This is a genomic window from Erythrobacter rubeus, from assembly GCF_014705715.1.
Lineage (GTDB): Bacteria > Pseudomonadota > Alphaproteobacteria > Sphingomonadales > Sphingomonadaceae > Erythrobacter > Erythrobacter rubeus.
The window spans coordinates 1,339,076-1,359,948 of the sequence record NZ_JACXLC010000001.1 but is presented as its reverse complement, the minus strand read 5'-3'; the positions used below and the strand labels follow the sequence as shown (position 1 = coordinate 1,359,948).

Annotated in this window: 20 protein-coding genes; 9 read left to right on the top strand and 11 right to left on the bottom strand. The window is 59.5% G+C overall.

From position 1 onward, the window contains the following. Window positions 1-21 precede the first annotated feature (21 nt). The 5 genes from IB285_RS06630 to IB285_RS06615 all read left to right on the top strand — a co-directional run bounded on the left by IB285_RS06630 (window position 22) and on the right by IB285_RS06615 (window position 4,237). The gene (locus IB285_RS06630; protein ID WP_190787435.1) at window positions 22-552 is read left to right on the top strand and encodes an outer membrane protein; all 531 of its coding nucleotides are present in this window, start codon (window positions 22-24) and stop codon (window positions 550-552) included. Between the two features lie 109 nt (window positions 553-661). Continuing rightward, window positions 662-1,789 carry a tRNA guanosine(34) transglycosylase Tgt gene (gene tgt / locus IB285_RS06625; RefSeq protein ID WP_190787434.1) on the top strand — a complete coding sequence of 376 codons (1,128 nt, stop codon included), beginning with the start codon at window positions 662-664 and terminating at the stop codon, window positions 1,787-1,789. Between the two features lie 102 nt (window positions 1,790-1,891). Further along, on the top strand, window positions 1,892-3,001 hold the full coding sequence (locus tag IB285_RS15010) for a hypothetical protein (RefSeq protein WP_234033083.1): 1,110 nt from the start codon (window positions 1,892-1,894) through the stop codon (window positions 2,999-3,001). 35 nt (window positions 3,002-3,036) lie between these two features. Then, window positions 3,037-3,876, top strand: a complete 840-nt coding sequence (locus IB285_RS15005; RefSeq protein ID WP_234033082.1) for an alpha/beta hydrolase family protein — start codon at window positions 3,037-3,039, stop codon at window positions 3,874-3,876. A 49-nt stretch (window positions 3,877-3,925) separates the two neighbouring features. Beyond that, entirely contained in the window at window positions 3,926-4,237 is a 312-nt protein-coding gene (locus IB285_RS06615; RefSeq protein ID WP_190787433.1) for a chorismate mutase, read from the top strand. 145 nt (window positions 4,238-4,382) lie between these two features. On the opposite strand, the gene rpsD is transcribed toward IB285_RS06615, so the two are convergent. The 11 genes from rpsD to IB285_RS06560 all read right to left on the bottom strand — a co-directional run bounded on the left by rpsD (window position 4,383) and on the right by IB285_RS06560 (window position 14,987). After that, window positions 4,383-4,997: a 30S ribosomal protein S4 gene (gene rpsD / locus IB285_RS06610; RefSeq protein WP_190787432.1), complete on the bottom strand. Its 615-nt coding sequence runs from the start codon at window positions 4,995-4,997 to the stop codon at window positions 4,383-4,385. Window positions 4,998-5,174: 177 nt separating this feature from the next. Then, a complete protein-coding gene (locus tag IB285_RS06605; RefSeq protein WP_190787431.1) occupies window positions 5,175-5,912 on the bottom strand; it encodes an RNA methyltransferase in 738 nt (245 codons plus the stop codon). Window positions 5,913-5,917: 5 nt separating this feature from the next. After that, window positions 5,918-6,394, bottom strand: a complete 477-nt coding sequence (gene nrdR / locus IB285_RS06600; RefSeq protein WP_190787430.1) for a transcriptional regulator NrdR — start codon at window positions 6,392-6,394, stop codon at window positions 5,918-5,920. 18 nt (window positions 6,395-6,412) lie between these two features. Continuing rightward, on the bottom strand, window positions 6,413-7,723 hold the full coding sequence (gene glyA, locus IB285_RS06595) for a serine hydroxymethyltransferase (protein ID WP_328705864.1): 1,311 nt from the start codon (window positions 7,721-7,723) through the stop codon (window positions 6,413-6,415). Beyond that, window positions 7,720-8,199, bottom strand: coding sequence for an RpiB/LacA/LacB family sugar-phosphate isomerase (locus IB285_RS06590; RefSeq protein WP_190787429.1), 480 nt, complete (start codon window positions 8,197-8,199; stop codon window positions 7,720-7,722). The genes glyA and IB285_RS06590 overlap by 4 nt, the downstream gene beginning before the upstream one ends. 79 nt (window positions 8,200-8,278) lie before the next feature. Then, the gene (parA, locus tag IB285_RS06585) at window positions 8,279-8,920 is read right to left on the bottom strand and encodes a ParA family partition ATPase (protein ID WP_190787428.1); all 642 of its coding nucleotides are present in this window, start codon (window positions 8,918-8,920) and stop codon (window positions 8,279-8,281) included. Window positions 8,921-9,035: 115 nt separating this feature from the next. Then, window positions 9,036-9,725, bottom strand: coding sequence for an SDR family oxidoreductase (locus tag IB285_RS06580; RefSeq protein WP_190787427.1), 690 nt, complete (start codon window positions 9,723-9,725; stop codon window positions 9,036-9,038). A gap of 39 nt (window positions 9,726-9,764) precedes the next feature. Next, entirely contained in the window at window positions 9,765-11,795 is a 2,031-nt protein-coding gene (gene rpoD, locus IB285_RS06575; RefSeq protein ID WP_190787426.1) for an RNA polymerase sigma factor RpoD, read from the bottom strand. Window positions 11,796-11,864: 69 nt separating this feature from the next. After that, window positions 11,865-13,706 (bottom strand): DNA primase, encoded by a 1,842-nt coding sequence (gene dnaG, locus IB285_RS06570; RefSeq protein WP_190787425.1) that lies wholly within the window; start codon window positions 13,704-13,706, stop codon window positions 11,865-11,867. Window positions 13,707-13,750: 44 nt separating this feature from the next. Continuing rightward, window positions 13,751-14,527 carry a hypothetical protein gene (locus IB285_RS06565; RefSeq protein ID WP_234033081.1) on the bottom strand — a complete coding sequence of 259 codons (777 nt, stop codon included), beginning with the start codon at window positions 14,525-14,527 and terminating at the stop codon, window positions 13,751-13,753. Between the two features lie 10 nt (window positions 14,528-14,537). Continuing rightward, window positions 14,538-14,987: a GatB/YqeY domain-containing protein gene (locus IB285_RS06560; RefSeq protein ID WP_190787424.1), complete on the bottom strand. Its 450-nt coding sequence runs from the start codon at window positions 14,985-14,987 to the stop codon at window positions 14,538-14,540. A gap of 158 nt (window positions 14,988-15,145) precedes the next feature. Here IB285_RS06560 and carA point away from each other — a divergent pair, with 158 nt between their 5' ends. The 4 genes from carA to carB all read left to right on the top strand — a co-directional run bounded on the left by carA (window position 15,146) and on the right by carB (window position 20,839). Next, a complete protein-coding gene (carA, locus tag IB285_RS06555) occupies window positions 15,146-16,324 on the top strand; it encodes a glutamine-hydrolyzing carbamoyl-phosphate synthase small subunit (protein ID WP_190787423.1) in 1,179 nt (392 codons plus the stop codon). A 134-nt stretch (window positions 16,325-16,458) separates the two neighbouring features. Continuing rightward, window positions 16,459-16,989 (top strand): carbamoyl-phosphate synthase large subunit, encoded by a 531-nt coding sequence (locus IB285_RS06550; protein ID WP_190787422.1) that lies wholly within the window; start codon window positions 16,459-16,461, stop codon window positions 16,987-16,989. Further along, the gene (locus IB285_RS06545) at window positions 16,986-17,516 is read left to right on the top strand and encodes a hypothetical protein (protein ID WP_190787421.1); all 531 of its coding nucleotides are present in this window, start codon (window positions 16,986-16,988) and stop codon (window positions 17,514-17,516) included. Before IB285_RS06550 ends, IB285_RS06545 begins: the two co-directional genes overlap by 4 nt. Continuing rightward, complete coding sequence (gene carB / locus IB285_RS06540; RefSeq protein WP_190787420.1) at window positions 17,516-20,839, top strand: carbamoyl-phosphate synthase large subunit; 3,324 nt, start codon at window positions 17,516-17,518, stop codon at window positions 20,837-20,839. Before IB285_RS06545 ends, carB begins: the two co-directional genes overlap by 1 nt. Window positions 20,840-20,873: the final 34 nt, after the last annotated feature.

The window sequence follows — 20,873 nt, the reverse complement described above, 5'->3', positions numbered from 1 at the left end:
GGACGCATTTGGAGGAATTCTATGAAATATCTCAAGTTTTCAGCGCTCTCTGCGATAGCTTGCGGCGCCGTGGCCATCCCCGCGGCCGCCCAGGCACAAACCGATGGCGCGGCCGAACCCTATGTCGGTGCATCAATCGGCTATCACGACATCGGCACCGATCTGCCCGATGACGACGGCGGCATTTACGGTGTAGTCGCGGGTGTTGACGTTCCGGTTGGCGAAACGATCTTTGTCGGGGCGGAGGGCAACTTCCATTTCGGCGACGGCTTTATCGATAACGAGTACGGCGTCGCGGCCCGGTTGGGCGTGCGTGTCGGTGAACGCGGGAAAGTGTATGTCCGCGGCGGCTATCAGGAAGTCGATTTCGATTTCTCGCGCTTTGCCCCTGTTGCGCTGCCCGCCGGGTTCGACACGACCGACGGCGATTACCTCGTCGGGGCCGGTGCGGACTTTGGCATTGGTGACGGCCCGCTGAAACTGCGCGTCGGCATCGACACCATCGCGTTCGATTCAACCCGTGTCACCGGCGGCGTGCTCTTCGCGTTCTGAGGCGCTTGTTAGCAATGTTCGGGGCGCGCGCGGTTGAGGCTGAGCGCGCCCCGTCACTTTGAGCACAGGCGTGACAGAGCTTCGCCAGCGAGCTAAGCGCCGCGCGTATATGAGCGAGCGATTTTCCTTCAAGCTGAGCGCGACTGATGGCCGGGCGCGCTCCGGCACGATTTCCATGCTGCGTGGCGATATACAGACGCCGGCCTTCATGCCCGTGGGCACAGCTGCGACTGTCAAGGCAATGAAGCCTGAGAGCGTGCGCGCCACCGGTGCGGACATCATTCTTGGCAACACTTATCACCTGATGCTGCGCCCCGGCGCGGAGCGTGTGGCGAAGCTTGGCGGGCTGCATCGCTTCATGAATTGGGACCGGCCTATCCTGACCGATAGCGGCGGCTATCAGGTGATGAGCCTGTCGGACCTGCGCAAACTGACCGAACAGGGTGTCGAATTTCGCAGCCACATCGATGGGTCCAAACACATGCTGACGCCCGAGCGCTCTATGGAAATCCAGCGTCTGCTTGGGAGCGACATCGTCATGGCGTTCGATGAATGTCCGCGCGCGGACCGTCCGCGAGACGAAATCGCAGCGAGCATGGAACTCTCGATGCGCTGGGCCAGGCGCAGCCGTGACGGGTTCGACAGCGACGAAGATCATTCGTCGCGCGCTGCGCTATTCGGAATTCAGCAGGGAGCCCTTGACGAAGATCTCAGAAGGGTGAGCGCGGACAAGCTCATCGATATCGGGTTCGATGGCTATGCGGTCGGCGGGCTTGCCGTGGGCGAGGGGCAGGAGGCCATGTTCGGCGTGCTCGACTACGCCCCAGAGATGCTTCCAGACAATCGCCCGCGTTATCTGATGGGTGTCGGAAAGCCCGACGATCTTGTTGGAGCGGTCGAGCGCGGGATCGACATGTTCGATTGCGTGCTGCCGACGCGCTCCGGCCGAAATGGGCAGGCTTTTACATGGGACGGCGCGCTGAACCTTCGCAACGCCCGCCATGCAGAAGACACCGCCCCGCTCGATGCGAAATGCGAGTGTCCGACCTGCGCAAACTATTCCCGCGCCTATCTCCACCACCTGCAGAAGTCGGGAGAAATTCTCGGTGCGATGCTGGTGACGGAGCACAATCTCTGGTTTTACCAGCAATTGATGCGCGCAATGCGACAAGCGATAACTGAAAGGAAGTTTGCAAGCTTTGCTGAGAAGTTCCGCAATCTCTACTCTAGCGACTAGTCGATCTAGCCCGTTGCAATGCGATTAGTCTTTGTTACGTTAAGTTGTCGCAGATGAAAAAGGGGGCAGTCGATGAAGTTTTTTGGAAGGGCGCTTTGCGTCGTGAGCTGTCTTGCCTCGAGCATCGCCGTTCCGGGATCTGCGCAGGACGAGGCAGCGGAAGTAGAAGCCGAAGACGTGGCTGCGCGTTTTGGTGCGCGCTCTTCCGTGCTCGACATAAGCCTGTCTCCCTCGGGAACGAAAGTGGCTTGGGTCGCCGCAGGTCCTGAGCACAGCGAGGTACTGAACGTCGTTGACCTAGCCGGACCTGGCAGTGTGAAACAAATCGCCAAGAACACTGAAGTGACAAGTGATCTATCGTGGTGCCGTTGGGCCACGGACGAACGCTTAGTCTGCCAGGTCGATGGAATGGGAAAAGCGCCAGATGGGACGCTGATCGGCTTCGATCGGATGTTTGCGATAGACTATGATGGGACCGAAATCGAATCGCTTTCTGAACGAAGGAGCCTTCGCGCCTTTGGTTTCAATCAGAGCGGCGGGAGTGTCGTGGCATTCGATGTTGCTGGCGAGGATGGTCGAATCCTCTTGACCAAGACCTATCTCAAGGAAAACTCCACCGGAACGCGATTGGCCAATGAGAAGGAAGGGCTTGGCGTCGACCAGATTGATGTGAACACTGGTCGGCGCCGAGTGGAAGAGCAGCCCGATGACGGCGCCATGCGGTACATCGCTGATGAGCTCGGCGAAGTGAGGATCAAGGCGAGAGCGAAATATGATCTCAACGGAATGCTCACAGGCGACTATTACTACTACTTCCGCGCACCTGACAGCCGTCATTGGCAAGAGCTTGCGGATATATCCTTGGACGGGAAGCCAGTCGAAGGTTTTCTCCCGGTTGCGGTCGATGCAGCGCGCAACAGTGCCTTTGGTTTCACGTCGGTAGGAGGGTTCACTGCGCTCGCCGAGGTTCCGCTGTCGAATCCCCGCGCAGGTAAGGTGGTATTCGCGCGTGACGACGTAGATGTTGACGGGCTTATTCGGATCGGTCGTCAGCGGCGCGTCGTAGGCGCAAGTTACGCGACCGAGAAACGTTCGGTCGCGTATTTTGATGATGAGCTTGCAACCCTGGCAAGGGCATTGGGGAGGCGCTGCCGAATCAGCCGATCATCAATATCGCCGGCGCTAGCGCTGACGAAAGCAAGCTGCTGGTAATCGCCTCGTCCGACACGGATCCCGGTACCGTTTACTTGTTCGATAAGGGCGCGGGCCAACTGGAAGAGCTTCTCGCCGTGCGCGAATACCTCGTGGAACAACCGATGGGTAATATGAAATCCATCTCGTTTCCCGCGCGCGATGGAGCGCAAATTCCAGGATACCTCACTCTGCCACCTGCCTCTGGCGGCATCGGTCTTCCCGCGATTGTGCTGCCTCATGGTGGCCCTGCAGCTAGGGACGTCTGGGGCTTTGATTGGATAGTCCAATATTTCGTGGCCAGAGGGTACGCGGTGCTTCAGCCTAATTATCGCGGGTCGTCCGGTTATGGAGAAGCGTGGTTCGGCAAGAACGGCTACCAAGCATGGGACGTCGCAATTGGTGATGTGAACGATGCTGGTAGATGGTTGGTGAGCGAAGGGATCGCTGATCCAGAGAAGCTTGCGATTGCCGGCTGGTCCTACGGAGGATACGCAGCGCTGCAATCTCAGGTCGTGGAGCCCGATCTTTACAATGCGATTGTCGCGATCGCGCCAGTGACGGATCTGGGTTATCTTCGCAGCGATGCGCGCGCATACACAAGTTCCCGCTTGCGAGCTAAACAACTAGGCAATGGGCCGCACATCGACGCCGGCAGTCCACGCCGCCATGCTGAACAGTTCGCAGCACCGGTCGCGCTATTCCATGCTACTCGCGACGTTAACGTAGAAGTGCGTCACTCGCGCGGCATGGCACAAGCGCTGCAGAATGCCGGCAAGGAGGTCATCTATAACGAGTACGAGGATCTACAGCACGACTTGGGAGACAGCAAAGTGCGCACCGAGATGCTGATAGAAATCGATAAGTTCCTGCAGGAAGTTCTCCATGGCCAATGATAGAGCAAGCCTCTCGACAAAAGGGGCGTGAAAGGCCACATGCGCGGCCATGTCTGCTGATTTCAAAAGTCCTGAAGATTGCGCTTCAATGTCGGAAGTTCGCGAGGGCGTCGATGCCACGGATCGCCAGATCGTCGAACTGCTCGATCGCCGGTTCGGGTACATGCGCGCGGCAGCCCGGATTAAACCAACGCGCGAAGCTGTTCGCGATGAGGACCGAAAGGCCAACGTCATCGATGCTGCGGTCAAGGATGCAGGCGCTCGCGGTCTTCCGGCAGATGTCGTTGCTGATATCTGGGAGAGGCTTGTCGAAGGTTCGATCGCCTATGAGTTTGAAATTTGGGATCGAATTCGAAAGTGATGCGTAATTAAAGTCTCTCTATGAGGCACAATCGAAGGCGGTCCATTCGGGGCCGCCTTTTTTGTATCTGGCGCATATTCGCGATGGCGCAAAAAAGGGCGGCCCGACGGACCGCCCCATTTGAAAACAGAGAATTTGCTACGTCTTAGCGCGAGTAGAACTCGACCACGAGGTTCGGTTCCATGGTAACCGGATAGGGCACTTCGTCGAGCTTCGGTACGCGGGTGAAGGCAACCTTGTCATTGCCTTCTGGTGCGACGTAATCGGGGATCTCACGCTCGGGCAGGCTCTGCGCTTCGATGACCAGCGCCATTTCCTTGGCTTTGTTGCCGAGGCTGATCACATCGCCGACATCGCAGCGGCGCGACGGGATGTTGCACTTAACGCCGTTCACATAGATGTGGCCGTGGTTCACGATTTGGCGCGCGGCGAAGATCGTCGGAGCGAACTTCGCGCGGTATACGATCATGTCGAGGCGGCGCTCGAGCAGGCCGATCAGGTTCTGGCCGGTGTCGCCCTTCATGCGAGTGGCGTCCTTGTAGGTCGAGCGGAACTGCTTCTCGGTGACGTCGCCGTAATAGCCCTTCAGTTTCTGCTTAGCGCGCAGCTGAAGACCGAAGTCGCTCATCTTGCTCTTGCGACGCTGGCCGTGCTGGCCGGGGCCGTAGGAGCGCTTGTTGACCGGAGAGTTCGGGCGACCCCAGATGTTTTCGCCCATCCGGCGGTCGAGTTTGTACTTGGCGCTTTTGCGCTTCGACATAAGTCTTTCCTTCAAATTTGCTGAGCCACCCGGAATGGTGGCCATTCAACCCGGCATCGCACCACGAAATCGATTGTATTTCGTGCGGCTACCGCTTCACCGGGATGCGGAGCCAATCTTTGCGTGGAGGGGCAATTAGCGATCTATGCGCGAAAATCAACTCAAAGTTGAATTCGACTAGCTTTCGCGATCCCCGCGCTGGAGCGAAGACAAGACCCCGCGCAGGGTTCTCACTTCGAGATGGTTCCAACCCGGCTTGGTCAAGACGCCGCGCAAAGTGCGCCGCGTCGCTTCGCTGCGGCTCTCCGGTAGAAAATACCCTTTTGGCTCCAACATGCCTTCCAAGTGTCCAATCAATCCGTCGAGCTCGTCCTGTGGAGCAGGGGGGAGCGCGTCGTCCTCATCGGTGGGCTGAACGAGTTCGCCTGCACCCGCTTCGCGCGCGATCCGCGACCATTCATACGCGCACAGGATAACCGCCTGCGCCAGGTTGAGCGATCCAAATTCGGGATTGATCGGGACGGTCAGGATCCGCCGTGCGAGCGTCACGTCCTCGGTCGACAAGCCGGAGGCCTCCCGCCCGAACAGGATCGCATGGCGGCCACTTTCGCCGTGCATCAGCCTGGCCGCTTCATCAGGTCCGACAACAGGCTTGGTCACGCCGCGCTTACGTACTGTCGTCGCGTATACATGCTCGCAATCGGCGATGGCCTCCGCGGTTGTCTCGTACACCTTGGCCTGGTCGAGCACGATATCAGCGCCCGCAGCGGCCGGACCCGCAGAGGGGTTGGGCCAGCCATCACGCGGGTTCACGATCCGCATCTCGGTAAGCCCGAAGTTCAGCATAGCGCGCGCAGCCTTGCCGATATTCTCGCCCAATTGCGGACGCACGAGAACAATAATGGGCGCGGCCATCGAGGTCAGTCTTTCGCCGCTTCGGCCACGGTGCTCGCGAACTCTTCGAAGTCCCTGGCTTCGGAGAAATCGCGGTAGACGCTGGCGAAACGAATATAGGCGACGCTGTCGATCTGCTTCAGCCCGTCCATGACCAATTCGCCGATGCGCGAAGACGGCACCTCGGCCTCTCCGGCGGTTTCGATCTGTCGCTGTATTCCGGATACGAGTTGATCGATCCGCTCCTGCGAAACGTCGCGTTTGCGGCAGGCGAGAGAAACCGATTTTTCGAGCTTGGAGCGGTCAAAGGGTTCGCGGCGCGCTTCACCGCCATCCAGACCGGCCTTAACGATTGTGACTTCACGCAATTGGACGCGCTCGAAGGTGGTGAAGCGAGCCCCGCAGTGCGAGCACTGCCGCCGCCGCCGGATCGCGGTCGCATCCTCAGTCGGTCGGCTGTCTTTTACCTGGCTGTCATCGTGAGCGCAGAAGGGGCAACGCATGCGGTTTCAGGCTCGGTATCAGGCGTCGGGATAGACTGGGAAGGCGGCGCACAGCTCGGCAACGCGGCTGCGAACGCTTTCCTCGACTTGCGCATCGCCTTCCGGTCCGTTCTTCGCAAGGCCATCGACAACTTCGCTGATGAGCTTGCCGACGGTGCGAAATTCAGCCGGTCCGAATCCGCGGGTGGTGCCTGCCGGTGTGCCGAGGCGGATGCCGCTGGTCACAAAAGGCGAGCGCGTGTCGAAAGGAATGCCGTTCTTGTTGCAGGTCAGCCAAGCGCGGTCGAGGCCCTTCTCCGCCGACTTTCCGGTGACGTCCTTGGCAGTGAGATCGACAAGCATCGAGTGGTTGTCCGTCCCGCCCGACACGATCCGCAGACCGTTCTCTTCGAGGCTCGCAGCCAGCGCGCGCGCATTTTCGACGATCCGGTGCGCATAGTTCCTGAATTCGGGCTGCAATGCCTCGCGGAAGGCCACGGCTTTTGCGGCAACGACATGCATCAACGGGCCGCCTTGAAGACCTGGAAAAACCGCCATGTTGAGCGGCTTGGTCAGCTCTTCGTCGTTCCAGAGGATGATGCCCGATCGTGGACCGCGCAGGCTCTTATGCGTGGTTGAGGTCACGATATCGCAATGCGGAAAGGGCGAAGGGTGCGCGCCGCCTGCCACGAGGCCGGAAATGTGGCTCATGTCGCAAAGGAGATAAGCACCCACTTCATCGGCAATATCGCGAAAGGCCTGAAAGTCCCATGTGCGGGAATAAGCGGTTCCGCCGCAGATGATGAGCTTGGGTTTGTGCTCGCGCGCAGTCGCCGCGACGGCGTCCATATCGATCAGCTCATCGCCTTCGCGTACACCGTAGCTTACTGGATTGAACCACTTGCCGCTCATATTGACCGGTGATCCGTGCGTCAGGTGCCCGCCCGAATTGAGGTCTAGCCCCATGAAGGTGTCGCCCGGCTGCAGCAGCGCAAGGAACACCGCCTGGTTCATCTGGCTCCCGCTATTGGGCTGGACGTTGGCGAAGTTGCAGCCGAACAGCTCCTTGGCGCGCTCGATCGCCAGCGTTTCAACGACATCCGCATAATCGCAGCCGCCGTAATACCTTTTGCCCGGATACCCCTCGGCGTATTTGTTGGTGAAGACGCTGCCGGTCGCCTCAAGCACCGCTTTCGATGCGATGTTTTCACTGGCGATGAGCTCGATCTTGTCCTGCTGGCGTTTCAGCTCGTTGCTGATGGCGGCCGCGATCTCTGGATCGGCAGTCGCAAGGTCATCGTTCCAGAAGGAATCCATCGAATTCAGAACTTCGTTAGGCTGCGTGCTCATTGGTGCGTCTCGATATGATCGGGAGAGGTGGGCGGATTGCCGAGCTTCGCGACGCGGCGTTGGTGACGACCCGACGGATCGCCTGCATCTGCAAATTCGGTGTTCAAAAACGTAGCTACGCAGGATTTCGCCATTTTGATGCCGATGAGGCGCGCACCCATGGCGATGCAGTTTGCATTGTTATGCTCACGCGCAAGTGCCGCGGAGAGCGGTTCGGAGACGAGTGCGCAGCGGACGGCGGGATGGCGATTGACGCTGATCGAAATGCCAATACCTGATCCGCACAGCGCGACGCCATATTCGACCGTGCCATCCGCGACAACACTGGCCAGCTTATATCCATAATCGGGATAATCGACGCTCTCCCCGCCATCGGGACCCAGGTCGGCGACCTCGTAGCCTTCATCGATTAGCCACTCGGCAAGCTCCGCTTTCAGATCGGTCGCGGCATGGTCTGAGGCAATGGCGATACGCATGGCGTCTACATAGAGGCGCGGATCGATTCTCTCCACCCCGGATGAGCGGCTTTTCGACCGATCGCGTCGGATTGTCCGGTCAGCTCCGCGCGAGCTTCTTGCCCAGCCACTTCCACAGCTTCTCGATCTCTTTGGCGGCCTTGCCTTCGGGATCGATCTCAGCCGCGGTTTCGCCCTTCGCAGAGGAACGGTGAAAGGCTGCGCGATCGCCGAGCGAAACCGAGCACATCTTCAGGCCCATTTTTTTCGCGGATTTGCGCGCTTCTTCGGACAAAACGGTTGCGCCGGCCGGTACAGAATTCAGCACCACATAGGCAGGCTTTTTGGCGAACGAAATCAGGTCGGCGATCGGTGCGAGCGCGTGTAGATCGAAAGCGCGCGGCTTCGATGGGATGAGCACGATATCGGCGGCCTTGATGGCTTCGCGAGCGGCGGCGTCGGCATGCGGCGGCGTGTCGACGACAACAAAATCGACGCCGTTTTTCTTTGCGCTCTCGATGGTTCGACCGAGCCGAGCAGGCGGGCTGGTCACGACGACAGGGAGATAATCGCCGCGCCAATCGGACCAAGCGGCAGCGGTCGCTTGCGGATCCGTGTCTACAATGCAGCTCTCCCGGCCAGCCTGCGCGGCGCGGCTGGCCAGATGGACGGCGAGGGTGGTCTTACCCGAACCGCCCTTTTGAGAAACGATGGCGATGACATGGGGAGAAGAGGTGGGCACGTTTGGGTTTTCCTGACCAAGCTACACTGAACGATCTTCTCTCACCTGCATGCTTTGCATGAGAGGCCGGCTATGTCCAACCTGTGAAGCGTCAATGTTGTGAATGTCGGACGGATCAGGAGTGATGGGCGCCAACGGTTGGATAAATCTCCAACTCGGCAATCCGCGCGTGCTCGGGCAGGTCGATGATGTACGCAAATGCCTTCCCGATATCTTCGGGCCTCAGCGCGGTAGGCTTGGGTTCGTCGAAAAACGGCGTGTCGACCATACCCGGATCGATGCTTGTTACCCGGACCCCATGCTCGATCAGCTCATTGGAAAGGTTCTTGGCGTAGCCGCGTATGAACCATTTGGTTGCGCTGTAGACCGACCCTGACAGAGCTACATGCCCTGCTTGCGAGCCGATGAGAACCAGCTGGCCCTTGGTCTTTCGCAGATGAGGAATTGCGAATTTACACGTAACGGTCACGGCGAAATTGTTGACGAGGATCATCTCGTGAAAATTATCGACATCGCCGTGCTCGGTGCCCGTGGCGGAGGCTCCAAGACCTGCATTCGCGAAGACCGCATCGATAGTTCCGAAATGCGCCAGAACCTTTTCGAACATGGCCTCCTGCTCAGCAGGTTTAGTCACGTCGCACTGTACGGCAATCGCGTTTTCTTCTCCAAGCTTTGCGACGATCTGGTCAAGCTTGTCCTGCGATCTGGCCACCAAGGCAACCCTATGGCCGGATGCGACAGCTGCCTCAGCACATGCTACGCCGATGCCGGAGGAACCACCTGTAATAACGATGTTTTTAGCCATGACGCCAGCCCTGAACCTCGTCCTTGCCGAAAGCCGGTTTTACTGATCCAGGAAGGAACGCATTTTCCGTGAGCGGCTCGGGTGCTTGAGCTTGCGCAGCGCCTTTGCCTCGATCTGGCGAATACGTTCGCGAGTAACCGAAAACTGCTGGCCGACTTCTTCGAGCGTATGGTCGGTGTTCATGCCGATGCCGAACCGCATGCGCAGCACGCGCTCTTCACGCGGTGTGAGCGAGGCGAGGACGCGGGTCACGGTTTCCTTTAGGTTCGCCTGAATTGCGGCATCCACAGGAATGATCGCATTCTTGTCTTCGATGAAGTCGCCGAGATGCGAATCTTCTTCGTCGCCAATCGGCGTTTCGAGGCTGATCGGCTCCTTGGCGATCTTCATTACCTTGCGAACTTTTTCAAGCGGCATGGAGAGGCGCGCTGCCATCTCTTCCGGAGTCGGTTCGCGGCCTTCTTCGTGAAGGAACTGGCGCGAGGTGCGCACCAGCTTGTTGATCGTCTCGATCATGTGGACCGGGATACGGATTGTGCGCGCCTGGTCGGCGATCGAGCGGGTGATCGCCTGGCGGATCCACCAGGTCGCATAGGTGCTGAACTTGTAGCCGCGGCGATACTCGAATTTGTCGACCGCCTTCATCAGGCCGATATTGCCTTCCTGGATCAGGTCGAGGAATTGCAGCCCGCGATTGGTGTATTTCTTCGCGATCGAAATCACGAGACGCAGATTCGCCTCGACCATTTCCTTCTTCGCAATGCGAGCCTCGCGCTCGCCCTTCTGCACCATGTTGACGATGCGGCGAAATTCGGGGAGCGCCATGCCGGTCTGCGCGGCGATGTCGGTGATTTCCGCACGGATGCGGTCGATCGCGGCCTCTTCCTTCTCGGCGAAGGCGGCCCATTTCTTGTCCTTCTTCGCGTTGGCGATGATCCAGCTGTCGTCCAGCTCATTGCCGACATAGGATTTGAGAAAGTCGATCCGCTTGATCTTGTGCCGTTCCGCAAGGCGCAGCATCTGCCCGCCAAGCGCGGTCAGGCGGCGGTTGAAAGCGTACAGGTTGTCGACCAGAAATTCGATCTTGGTCGCGTGGAACTGCATGCTTTCGACTTCGGCAGTGAGTTCGTCGCCTAGCTTTTCGTATTTGTTCTCTTTCGCTTTCGGGAATTCGTTGCCCGCAGCGAGGGTTTCGACGCGTTCGGCCTGAAGCTTCTCGAAAGTCTTGAACAGCTTGGTAATGCGCGCAAAACGCTCGATCGCGTCGGGCTTCAGCGTCGCTTCCATCTGGGCGAGCGAAAGGGTGTTGTCCTCTTCCTCTTCGTCGTCCTTCTTGGACTGGCCTTCTTCGCCGTCCTCGCCGTCTTCTTCGTCGCTGTCCGAATCATCGTCGTCATCGTCGCGAATGGTCGGGCCAGCGGTCTCCTCGGAGATCTCGCCGTCGTCGTCCTCGTTTTCTTCCTCCATCTTGTCGGGTGGCGGCTCTTTGGAGAGCATCGCATCGAGATCGAGGATCTCACGCAGCTGCATGTCTTCGGCGTTCAGCGCCTCGGACCACTGGATGATGGCGTGGAACGTGATCGGGCTCTGGCAAAGACCCATGATCATCATGTCGCGACCGGATTCGATCCGCTTCGCAATGGCAATCTCGCCTTCGCGGCTGAGCAGTTCGACCGCGCCCATTTCGCGCAGATACATGCGGACTGGATCGTCGGTGCGTTCGCCCGCGCCGGTCTTCTTGGCCGCAGGCGCTTTCGCGTCCTTTTTGGCGTCTTTCTTGGCGTCGGAGCCGACCGCGATTTCTTCGACTTCGGATTCCTGCTCGGCTTCGGCCTCGGCTTCCTCGTCGTTTTCGACGATCTGAACGCCCATTTCGGAAAGCGCGGTCTGGATGTCCTCGATCTGATCCGGGCTCATCTCACCCGAGGGCAAAGCTTCGTTGAGCTCATCATAGGTGATGTAGCCCTTCTTCTTCGCCTTGGTCATCAGCTTCTTCACTGATGCCTCGTTGAGGTCGATCAGCGGAGCGTCGTCGTTCTCTTGCTTTTTGCTTTTCGCGGTCGAAGCCATGTATCGCGTTCAATCCATCTCAAGGTCGCCTGCCATTTCGCCAGTCTGGCTATCGGCACAACCGAATTTTCAATCCCTGTCCGCCGAAGAAGCGGCCCGTTTGCGTCCAAATGCCTTCAGACGCTCGTCAACTGTAGTGAGCTGCTGCCGTAAGCGAGCCTGTTCCGCAAAAGATCCTTCCGGATCATCATCAAACCTCGCAATCGTTGCTGCCATAGCAGCTTCGAGCGCTGGTTTGTGAGCCAGCAACGACACAGCTTCGGCCAGTTCCTCGCGCGCTTCACCGGGGGGCGTGCCTTCTCTGAGGAAGGTGTAACGATTGTCTACCGGTGGGGCAGGATAGCCTTGCTCCGCTGATATGGCGCTTTGACCGCCCGAATCAAGCGTTTCCGATAGCTCTATCAGCGATTCGATTGCGGGTGCGGCGTTTTGGTCATGCCGGGCGAGCCGGATGAGCGCTTCGGAATGCACCGAAATCTCTTCCGGATGGCGGACCAGCCCGGCAATGACGGCGCCGAGCAGATCGGATCTCTGTCCGCCTGCCATAGCCTTTTGAAGCGCGGCGCGGGCGCCGACCGAAAGCGTTTTGGGAGCAGGTGCTGGACCCCGCCAGGGTCCACGCTTTGCCTGATCGCGCGGCTGACGGGGAGGGTAGGCGAAAGCGGAGAAGCGGTCGAGCAGCTCGCGCCGATAGATCGACTGGATGTCGCGGTCCTGGATGGTGTCGACGTGCTCCATGAGGCGCGCTTTGAGGCCCGCCTTCGCCTCCGGGCTCTCGAGAGGTTGCGCGTCGCGTTCAAAGTCCCATAGCGTATCGAGCAGGCTCTTCGGCTCCGCGAGCAGCTTTTCCATCGCGCCCTTGCTCTGTTTGTTGATCAGGTCGTCGGGATCCATTCCGCTGGGAAGGCGGACGATTGAAAGCGACCGCATCGGGGCGAGCATAGGCAGAGCGCGGCTTATCGCGCGCATGGCGGCGCGCTGGCCGGCAGTGTCTCCGTCGAAACACAGCACGGGTACCTCGACCATGCGCCAGAGCATTTCGAGCTGCATTTCGGTAAGCGCCGTGCCGAGCGGCGCCACGGCATCGGTAAAACCGGCCTGCGCCAGCGCGACCACGTCCATATACCCTTCGACCACGACGATCCGACCTGTCTGGCGCGAGGCGGGCGCGGCGCGGTGCAGATTGTAAAGCGTTCGGCCCTTGTCGAATAGCGGGGTGTCGGGTGAGTTGAGGTACTTGGCGAGCCCTTCGCGGTCTTGCAGGATGCGCCCGCCAAACGCGATCACCTGGCCACGCGCATCGTGGATCGGCAGCATGACGCGGCCTCTGAACCGATCATAGGTCGTGCCGTCGTCGGTTCTGATCCGCATGCCGGTATCGACCAGCATTTCCTCGTCATAGCGAGCGAGGGCGCGGTTGAGCGCCTGCTTGCTTTCCGGCGCATAGCCGAAGCCGAATTCGCGCAGCGTATCGGGCTGCAATCCGCGGCGCTGCAAGTACTCAAGCGCTTCACGGCCATCGGCGCTGCGCAGATTATCGACGAACCATTCCTGCGCGTCGGTGGTGACGTTGATCAGGCTTGCGCGCTTTTCGGCCTTTTTCGCCGCTACGGGATCGGGGGCAGGGACCTCCATCCCGGCCTCGGCGGCAAGTTCCTTGATCGCGTCGATAAAGGACAGCCCGCGTTGTTCGGTCATCCAGCTGATGACATCGCCGTGCGCGCCGCAGCCAAAGCAGTGATAGAACTGCTTCTGATCGTTGACGTAGAAGCTTGGCGTTTTCTCGTCGTGGAACGGGCAACACGCCGCCCATTCGCGCCCCTTTTTGACGAGCTTGGTGGTGCGCATGATCACGGTCGACAGCGTGATACGGGCGCGCAGCTCGTCCTTCCATTGCGGGGTGATGGCCATGCGGGGAAAATGCGCCCCGCACGCCAATCATTCAAGCGTCTGGATCAGCTGCCTGTGGGTATAGCTGTGCAAGCATTGGTCGCGGTGTCATCGACAGCCGGATACGGACCTTCTCCGGTCGCGGTCACATCATTCGCCTTGATCGCGTAAGATTCGGCAGGTCCGGCAGGGGGAAGGACGGATTGCCAATAGAATGTGAGCGGTTCTGCATCCTCCCACTCGTCACCGCCATCGCCTGCATTAATCGTCCACGTAAGGTTGCCATCTTCTCCGCACGTGATGACGAGATTGTTATTCTCACCAATGGCAACTTCGGCTTCGGCTTTCGAAAAGCCTGCTCTGCCGGTGAAACCGAATGATGGCCGCGTCATCATGAATGCGCTTGCCGTTTCGACATCGACGTCATCGGTACCGGCACCTGCGCCGGTGGTCGGGTCCATGTCCTCGCCCGGATAGACGATGTGGACATAGGTGTAGATCGTGCCTTCCGGCGCGTTCGCGGGATCACATACCTCCATTCCATCTGGGCAGGCGACATAGGATGTTATGTCCGCAAAAATTCCGCCAGCATTGGAAAGGCTGGTCTGAACCTCCGGTCCCCGCGGCCCTACGATTTTGGCGCCGAGCTCTAGATCGGCGAAATCGCCGGCATCGATCGAGGCTGCCAGGGCTGCAACCTCGCCATCGGTGGTCGGTGTTTGAAGCTCCGCTGTGCCGTCCGGCATATCCAGCACCGGCGTATCTTCGGCAGGGTCGCCGCACGCGGCAAGCGCAAATACCGATCCAAGCAATGGCGTGAAGATAAGCGGGCGGCGTTTCATAATAGTCCCCTCAGAAACTCTTTTTCAGAATAGCACTGGCTGTGCCCATATCCATAACAGCGCCATACTTCCCCTTCAGTTCCGCCATCACCTTGCCCATATCCTTAATGGAAGTGGCGCCGGTGGTTTCTTTCGCCGCTGCGATTGCCGCGATGGTTTCCTCTTCGCTCATCATCTGCGGCAGGAATTCCTCGATAATCGCGAGTTCCGCGCGTTCGTTTTCGGCGAGTTCTTCACGATCACCGTCAACATACATGGTTATCGATTCGCGCCGCTGTTTCGCCATTTTTTGCATGACGGCAGTGACAAGCTCGTCATCGGGGATGTCCTTGCCGCTGGTGCGCTGCTCGATATCGCGATCCTTGATCTTGGCAGATATCTGACGGAGCGTTGCTGTACGGTCTTTCTCGCCGGCTTTCATGGCGGTGATGGTGGCGGCTTTGATGTCGTCGCGGATCATGGAGTCTCTGTCTTTTCGTCTTAGTTGTGGATGGATCGCTATAAGGCCATGATCTACCGCAATGCGAGTCCCGCGCCTAGGTTGACGCAAGGCTATCGTGCGCCTAGCCGATGGGACTTAGCGACATTGCTGGAAACACCTGACTCGGAGAGCCCCGAATGGCTTCTGCTGCCCAACGTCCTGCGCAACCCGATGGTGCGACGGGAGTCCTCGTTCTGGCTGATGGCACGGCGATCTGGGGAAAGGGTTTCGGCGCGGTTGGAGCGGCAGTGGGGGAGGTCTGCTTCAACACCGCGATGACCGGGTATCAGGAGGTGATGACCGATCCCTCCTATGACAGCCAGATCGTCACATTTACCTTCCCGCATATCGGCAATGTCGGCGCGAATGAGGAAGATGTGGAAAGCCGGGGACTGGGAGCAGTCGGCTGCATCGTGCGCGAGGAAGTGACACCGCATTCCAACTTCCGCGCACGCGATGAATTCGTGGAGTGGATGAAAGCGCACGGGAAGATCGGCCTGTCCGGTGTCGATACCCGAGCCCTTACGCGGCGTGTCCGCCTGAACGGTGCTCCCAACGCGGTCATCGCTTATGAGCCGAGCGGCAAATTCGATCTCGATGCACTGGCGGCGCAGGCGCGTGATTGGAGCGGGCTCGAAGGGCTCGATCTCGTGCCGCGGGTTTCGCGCGAGGAAAACGAGGACTGGCGCGGCGGGCATTGGCAGCTTGGCTTCGGTTACACCGAGGGGAACCGGGAACGCCCGCATGTCGTGGCGATCGATTACGGCGCCAAGGATAATATCTTCCGCAACCTCGTGAAGGCTGGCGCGAAGGTCACGGTTGTCCCGGCGCGCAGCACGGTGGATGAAATCATGGCGCTGCAGCCCGACGGCGTGTTTCTTTCCAATGGACCGGGCGATCCGGCGGCGACCGGCGAGTATGCCGTGCCGGTCATCCAGGAATTGCTCGAGCGCGACGTGCCGCTGTTCGGCATCTGCCTCGGGCACCAGATGCTTGGCCTGGCGGCAGGCGCGAAGACCGCCAAGATGCACCAGGGCCACCGCGGCGCAAATCACCCGGTCCAGCGCGTGGGCGAGGGGTGGGGCGAGAGCCAGGGCCTCGTCGAGATCACCAGCATGAACCACGGTTTCGCGATCGATGCGGAGACTTTGCCCGACAGTCTAGAGCAGACACATGTGAGCTTGTTCGACGGATCGAACTGCGGGATCGCGGTGAAGGGGAAACGAGCGTTCGGCGTGCAGTATCACCCCGAGGCGTCACCGGGGCCGCAAGATAGCTTTTACCTGTTCGAAAAGTTTGTCGGAGGGCTGGGGTGACAGGCTGGCCAATCCTCCTCCGCAGCAAATATCAAGCCATTCGCGGCCCGCACAAAAGTCTTCTTTCGAGGATGAGACAGGCTGCGCTCCTCACTTCGTTCATCGCCACCCCACTAGCTGCCCAAAACCCGGCGATGACGCCGCCGCCCGTTGCCGAGTGGCCCGGTGCGGAAATAGCGCCCGGTGTGGCGTTTCAGGGCGACGGGTCGGTGACGCTCGCGGAGGGGCCGGGGGGCTTGCCGGTGCTCACCTTTTGGCGGCCCATTCTCTTTAGGGAAGACAGCGACAAACCTATTGCCGGCCGGATGGATTGCCGGGTCGTCGCCAGCGAAGGGCTCTATTCCGAAGAGGTATTCGACCCCGAGGCCTTGCATGAGGTAAACGAGCCGCTCCGCGAGGCACAGGGCTATAAAGATCGCGATATTCTTCGCGATCTGTCCGAGACTGTCCGCAAGATCGACGTGGTCGGTCGGCGCAAGGACCCGCGTGAGCACTATGTCCTCAGCTACATCCTGGTGCGCGATGGGGATCGGCTCATCGATATCCGCCGCAATTGCACTTTCATCCATGGCAAGGGGATCAGGCGCATCGACGCGCTGCCTTACGTCCATCGCTACACAAAGCTCACATACGCTTTCGAGCCCAACACGGGGAATAATGCATGATACATGCAAAACCGATTGCCGTGATCATCGGCCTGGCCATGCTTTCCGGCTGCTCCCTGTTTGACAGCAGCGACCCGCGTGAGCGCGATGAGAGCGTCGAAGCATGTGCCAAGAGAATGGCGGGCTGGGATGCGATTGCGGAGATAGGGCGCGTCGACAAGACGGGCTATTTCACGCCGACCTACACGTTCGACATCACCAAGCTGGGCCTAGAAGAGATGCAGGCGCTAACAGTCGATGGCGGCGATGAAACGGCCGGGTCGCGCACTATGGCTTCGACCAACGAAACCTCCACGGCCGTCGATCAGTTCATGCAGCAACCTGTCGATGAAAAGGGCGCATTTTTCCTAGGTAGAGACCCCGCGCTTTTCCGTGTGCGCGGCGAGACGCTGGCGTTCGACCAGATCCTTACCGCGGGATGCGAGCGCCAGCAGCCCGGAAAGCAGCTCATCGACATCGCGCTCGAACCAGCGGCCCCGACAATCGAAGAGGCCGATGCGGCCACAGAAAACGAGAACGACATCTGATGCCCAAACGCACCGACATCTCTTCCATACTCGTCATTGGTGCTGGCCCGATCATTATCGGGCAGGCGTGCGAATTCGATTATTCCGGCACGCAGGCGATCAAGGCGCTGAAGGAGGAGGGGTACCGAGTCATCCTCGTCAATTCGAACCCGGCGACGATCATGACGGATCCGGAGTTCGCCGATGCGACCTATATCGAGCCGATCACGCCTGAGATCGTCGCCAAGATCATCGCCAAGGAAAAACCGGACGCCCTACTACCGACAATGGGCGGTCAGACTGCGCTCAACTGTGCACTTAAGCTCGATGAAATGGGCGTGCTGGCGGAGCACGGCGTCGAGATGATCGGCGCAAAGGCCGATGCGATCGACAAGGCCGAAAACCGCCAGCGCTTCCGCGACGCGATGGACAAGATCGGGCTTGAGAGCGCGCGCAGCGGTGTCGCGAACACTCTCGAAGAAGCCCGCGCCCTGATCGACCATACCGGTCTGCCTGCGATCATCCGGCCCAGCTTTACCTTGGGCGGGACAGGCGGCGGGATCGCCTACAACAAGGCCGAGTTCGACAAGATCGTTTCCGAAGGACTCGATGCCTCGCCGACCACTGAAGTCCTTATCGAAGAGTCGCTGCTCGGCTGGAAGGAATACGAGATGGAGGTGGTCCGCGACCGCGCGGACAATTGCATCATCATCTGCTCGATCGAAAACGTCGATCCGATGGGCGTACACACGGGCGATTCAATCACGGTCGCCCCGGCGCTGACGCTGACCGACAAGGAATACCAGATCATGCGCACCGCCAGCATCAACGTGCTGCGCGAGATCGGCGTGGAGACCGGCGGGTCGAACGTGCAATTCGCGGTCAATCCCAAGGATGGCCGCCTGATCGTCATCGAAATGAACCCGCGCGTCTCGCGATCATCGGCGCTCGCTTCCAAGGCGACTGGTTTCCCGATTGCGCGCGTCGCGGCAAAACTGGCAGTCGGATACACTCTCGACGAGATCACGAACGAAATTACCGGCGCGACCCCTGCAAGCTTCGAGCCGACCATCGATTACGTCGTCACGAAAATACCGCGTTTCGCCTTCGAAAAGTTCAAGGGCACCGAACCCTTGCTCTCGACAGCAATGAAATCGGTCGGCGAGGTCATGGCGATCGGGCGTAATTTCTCCGAGAGCATGCAGAAAGCGCTCCGGGGACTCGAAACCGGGCTCGACGGCTTCAATCGCTTCCCTGAGCTGGAAGGGGTGCATAAGGATGTCATCACCGCTGCGATTTCGCGGCGAACCCCGGACCGGCTTCTCAAGGTGGCTCAGGCCTTTCGTGAGGAACTGACCGTCGATGAAATCCACGCAGTCACAGGATACGATCGCTGGTTCCTGCGCCAGATCGAAGCGATTATTTATGAAGAGCGGATGCTGGCGCACAATGGACTGCCGCGCACGGCCGATGAACTTCGGCGGCTTAAATCCATGGGCTTTTCTGACCGCCGTCTCGCAACTCTCGCGGTAAGGTCGGTCGGCGTTGCCGGCGGACTGGCGGAAACCCAGGCGAAACGTTCGGGCCTGCTTCACGATGCCCTTCAGGCGATGGCAGGAGCAACCAGCGAGGCCGAAGTCAGACGTTTGCGGCACAAGCTTGGCGTCTACCCGGTGTTCAAGCGGATCGACAGCTGCGCCGCCGAATTCGAGGCGATCACGCCTTACATGTATTCGACCTACGAAGCGCCTAGTTTCGGAGAGCCCGAGGACGAGGCGATGCCATCGGACCGGAAAAAGGTCGTCATCCTCGGCGGCGGACCGAATCGGATCGGGCAGGGGATCGAATTCGATTATTGCTGCGTCCACGCCTGTTTCGCGCTCGCCGAGCAAGGCTTCGAAACGATCATGGTCAATTGCAATCCGGAAACTGTTTCGACTGATTACGACACCTCGGACCGGCTTTATTTCGAGCCGCTTACGGCTGAGGACGTGCTGGAAATCCTTCGCGTGGAGCAGCAGGCCGGTCAGCTCGCGGGAGTGATCGTGCAATTCGGAGGGCAAACACCGCTGAAGCTTGCGCAGGCGCTGGAGGACGAAGGCATCCCCATTCTCGGCACTTCGCCCGATGCGATCGACCTTGCCGAAGACCGCGAACGCTTTGCCAAACTCGTCAACCAGCTGAAGCTGAAACAGCCGGAAAACGGCATCGCCTACAGCCGCGATGAGGCTGCGGCTGTCGCTGCGCGCATCGGCTATCCGGTGCTGCTGCGCCCCTCCTACGTGCTTGGCGGGCGGGCGATGGAAATCGTCGATTCCGAAGCCCAGCTCGATGATTACATCAAGACGGCGGTGAATGTGTCTGGCGACAGCCCCGTGCTGGTCGATCAGTACCTGCGCGATGCGATAGAATGCGACGTCGATGCGCTGTGCGACGGGCAAGAGGTTCGGATCGCCGGGGTCATGCAGCATATCGAGGAGGCGGGCGTCCATTCGGGCGACAGCGCGTGTACCCTGCCGCCTTATTCGCTTCCGGAAGAGATCATCGTCGAAATGGAACGGCAGGCGGTGGCGCTTGCGACTGCGCTGAAAGTCCGGGGGCTGATGAATATCCAGTTCGCGGTGAAGGATGGCGAAGTCTATCTCATCGAAGTGAATCCGAGGGCGAGCCGTACGGTGCCCTTCGTTGCCAAAGCGATTGGGCAACCTGTCGCCAAGATCGCCAGCCGCATCATGGCAGGCGAAAAGCTCGCCGATTTCGAACCATTCAAACGCGATCTCCCTTACATGGCTGTAAAGGAAGCGGTCTTCCCGTTCAGCCGCTTCCCGGGTGCGGACCCCGTGCTCACTCCGGAAATGAAATCGACCGGTGAAGTCATGGGGATCGATGAGACATTCCCGGCGGCGTTCCTGAAATCGCAAATGGGCGCAGGTATGGTGTTGCCGCGGGGCGGAACCGTATTCGTGTCGGTGAAGAACAGCGACAAACCTGTCATCGTACCGGCGGTCAAAACCTTGATCGAGATGGGTTTCGAGATCGTCGCAACCGGCGGCACACGGACGTATCTATGTGAGCAGGGTCTCGATGTCGCTCACATCAACAAGGTCGCCGAGGGGCAGCCGCATATCGTGGATAAGATCATCGATGGTGAAATCGCCCTGATCTTCAATACCACCGAAGGCTGGCAGTCGCTGCTCGATTCGAAATCGATCCGGGCGACGGCACTCGAGAAGAAGGTGCCGTACTATACGACAGCCGCCGCTTCCGTGGCAGCTGCGCAGGCAATTGCAGCCATAGAACCGGATCAGCTTGAAGTCCGCAGTTTGCAAGACTATTATAGTTGAGCAATAAAGTTTCCCTCCCGACATTCAGCCTCAT